The 3,239-nt window shown below is 69.0% G+C and carries 5 protein-coding genes; all 5 read right to left on the bottom strand.

The window, feature by feature from the left end; translation table 11 throughout:
* On the bottom strand, window positions 1-313 hold a 313-nt coding region (locus tag AC1DYX_RS29670; RefSeq protein WP_477265588.1), incomplete at its 3' end, for an MFS transporter.
* Window positions 314-409: 96 nt separating this feature from the next.
* Window positions 410-1,084 carry an HD domain-containing protein gene (locus tag AC1DYX_RS29665; protein ID WP_477265586.1) on the bottom strand — a complete coding sequence of 225 codons (675 nt, stop codon included), beginning with the start codon at window positions 1,082-1,084 and terminating at the stop codon, window positions 410-412.
* Window positions 1,068-1,754: a ribonuclease HI family protein gene (locus tag AC1DYX_RS29660; RefSeq protein ID WP_477265584.1), complete on the bottom strand. Its 687-nt coding sequence runs from the start codon at window positions 1,752-1,754 to the stop codon at window positions 1,068-1,070. The genes AC1DYX_RS29665 and AC1DYX_RS29660 overlap by 17 nt, the downstream gene beginning before the upstream one ends.
* Before the next feature lie 174 nt (window positions 1,755-1,928).
* Window positions 1,929-2,489 carry a YXWGXW repeat-containing protein gene (locus tag AC1DYX_RS29655; protein ID WP_477265582.1) on the bottom strand — a complete coding sequence of 187 codons (561 nt, stop codon included), beginning with the start codon at window positions 2,487-2,489 and terminating at the stop codon, window positions 1,929-1,931.
* Window positions 2,490-2,745: 256 nt separating this feature from the next.
* Window positions 2,746-2,964, bottom strand: coding sequence for a hypothetical protein (locus AC1DYX_RS29650; RefSeq protein ID WP_477265581.1), 219 nt, complete (start codon window positions 2,962-2,964; stop codon window positions 2,746-2,748).
* Between the last annotated feature and the right edge of the window lie 275 nt (window positions 2,965-3,239).

Genomic DNA, 3,239 nt, shown 5'->3' with positions numbered 1-3,239 from the left:
GGTTCGGCGCCCAGGCCGTCGCGAGGAAGTTGATGCACATGCCGCCCATCGAATACAGCAGCACGGGCCGGCGCCCGATGCGGTCGGACAACGCACCCACCATCGGCATGAACAGGAATTGCATCAGCCCGAACGTGGCGCCGAGCACGCCGTACCACAGCGCCTGCTGCTCGCGGTTGGCGACGAATTCGCCCACGAGGCCCGGCAGCACGGGCACGATGAGGCCGACGCCGAGCATGTCGACGAAGACGCAGATCAGGACGAAGTTCAGGTTGCCGGTGGGTGTTTTGGCAAGTGTCGCGCTGGTGGTCATGGGCTTCCGGTGGCGTTGCGGAAAACGCCTATGGTAGCACCGATTGCACTGGTGACAACGCATCGGCCCGCGGGCACGGCGGCCGCGCCACGGCCGTCAGGTGCCGGAGGGCGTCGCGCCGCTCCACTCGGCCGCGAACGCGGCGCGGAATCCGGTCAGCGTGGCCAGTCTCGCTTCGCCCAGCGCCCGGCCGGCCTCCGTCTGCATCATGGCCGGCAGGCGCGCCAGCTTCGCTTCGATATGGTCGAGCGAATACGCCTTGTCGTCGAGCGGACGGTCCTGTGCCAGCGGATCGCTGCCGTGCGCCAGCGCGCTGCCCATGCGGCCGGCGATGTAGAACATGCGCGCCAACCCGACGGCGCCAAGGCCGTCCAGCCGGTCCGCATCCTGCACGATGCGGGCTTCCAGCGTGGTCGCGGGGACGCCGGCGGAAAAGCTGTGCGCCTCGATGGCGTGCGCGACGGCCGGCAACTTTTCCGCCGGAAAGCCGAGCGCCGCGAGGCGTTCGCTGGCCAGTTCGGCGGACAGGCGCGATGCGCCGGCGCGGCGCGGATCGTTCTTCGGCACGTTGACGAGATCGTGCAGATAACAGGCCGCCAGCACGACGAGGGCGTCGGCCTGCGGATGATGCGCGAGCAGCGCCTGCGCATTGCGCCAGACGCGTTCGACGTGGTTCAGGTCATGGGCGCCGTCCGGCGCATCGCCGGCGGCCGCGGCCGCCAGTTGCGCGAGGCGCGGGCGCCAGGCGTAGAGTTCAGCAGGATTCGTCACTTGTTGCAATGGTGTCCAGGGTGGATTCGGTGGCGAACGCGCGCTGCGACAGTGCGTCGGCCGCGGCATTCCTGTGGCGCGGCACCCAGCGCAGGCGCGCGTCGGGCAGGTGGACCAGCAGCGCCTGGACGCGGGCGCGGTAGGCGGCCAGCGCCGGCGCGGCATACAGGTCGGGACCGTTGACGTCGTCGATCACGACCCGGCTGTCGCCGTGGATCGTGAGGTCGCGCGCGCCGTGGGCAACGGCCGCCTCCAGCAGCGCGATCAGCGCGCGGTATTCCGCCTCGCTGCTGTTGCCGTGGCCGGCCGGCTGAGCGAGCTCGACCTTGATGCCGCCCGGTCCTTCCAGCAGCGCGCCGATGCCGCAGCGGCCGGGATTTGGCCGGGCGGAACCGTCGAACCAGGCGCGCCAGGCGGTCGGCCGGGCGTCGCGGAGATGAGCACGGCGCGCGGCGGCAGCGGCTTTCTCGGCGGCACGCGCCGCTTCGCGTGCGGCCTGGGCCGCGAGCATGCCCGTGCGCAAGGCGATGAGGGCGGCGAGGCCACCCGTGCCGGCCACGCGTTCCAGCGTGCGGCGCAAGGCCTCGTCGGCGGACAGGCCCGCGCTCTGCGCCAGGCGGCGGCTCGCGGCCCGTTCGGTCTTGTAGGCGATGCGTTCCAGGTCAGTCATGCCGACAGGATACCCGCTTTTCCCGATCGCCGTAGCCGCACAGAAATGTAGGGTGGACCGGGGCACGCAGCCGGCTCTTCCGTCCACGCGTCCAGTCAGAGCTAGCGTTGCTGTAATAGCAGGGGCATCTGAACGCGTGGACGGGGGACCCGTCCACCCTACGTTATTGCAACATCAGCGGCGGTAAGGATTGTCCGGCCGATGATCCCAACGGTTCGGGACGCCGTCGCCATCCCGGTCGCGGTCATAGCGGTTCGGTATGCCGTCACGGTCCTCGTCCCAGCGGCGGCCGCCGCGCTCGTAGCGGTCGGGGATGCCGTCGCGGTCACGGTCGCGATAGTAAGGACGGTCGCCGTAATAACCGCGGTCATGGCCCCGGTCGTAGCGGCGTTCGAAGCGGTCGGGCACGCCGTCGCGGTCGCGGTCCGGGCCGTACGGTGTCCAGGCCGCCGGCTGCATATACCAGCCGCCATTGCCCTGGTACCAGGCGGGCGTGCGGTAGACATAGCCCGGACGCTCGACGACCCAGTAACCCGGCGCCCACGTATGGCGTTGGCCGCTCCATTCCCAGTGGCCGGGCGCCCACACATAACCGTGGCGCGGCGGCGGGACGCGTTCGTACAACGGGGCCGGCGGCGCGGTGCCGATGAACAGGCTGACATTGTTGTACGCCATCGAGGGCAGCGGTGCGGCGGCGGCGACGGCGATGAGGGCGGCGAGCGTGAGGCGTTTCATGATCTGGTCTCCAATCCGGACTTCGGATGAGCCCAATATAGCCTTGTCCGCCTAGCGATTCAGCAATTGAAGCAGTTCCTTACACTTGAAACACATTATGGTCGGGCTTTTATCGTAGGGTGGGCATTTGGGGCCGGGGGGGATTGATGCCGGGGGCATCAATCCAATGAAACGTGCCCACGCGTGACGTCAACAAACCGCGAACGTCCGCGTGGGCACAGGGGGGCCCACCCTACGTAACTATCAGCAGCGCACATCATGCACGGCTCCGCACGCGTTCCAGCGCCAGCATCTGCTGCTTCTCGGCCGGCGTCAGACGCTTCGCCGTGACGTGCACGACGGGGATGCCTGCGGTGGCGGTGAATGCCGGCGTGGCGGCCTGCGCGGGCTGGATGCGGTCGACGGCGACACTCGTGACGGCTGCCAGGCTCAGTGCGACCACAAAGGCGGCTTCCATGTGCTTGATGACGTTCATGATGTTTCTCCTCGGGGTTGATGCTGCTGTCGATGTGTGTACTGTAGCCATCGGGCTTCGCGGCCTCCAGCGGCGTGCGACAGACCGCAAAAAACGGGGGGCGAAGCGCACGAAAGCCGGATCAACGCATCGCCCGTTTCATCCACCCCCCGCTAGGCGCACGCGCACACATCGAGGGAGAGAACACCATGATCGGAGCGCTCGTCGAGGCCGTGGCCAGCAGCCGGACGCGCCTGCGGCGCGCACGCAACCTGCGCGCCGCCACGCGCGCGCAC

Source organism: Massilia sp. P2_C2, assembly GCF_056404615.1.
The sequence above is the reverse complement of the archived record's forward strand: the minus strand, read 5'-3'. Positions and strand labels throughout refer to the sequence as shown.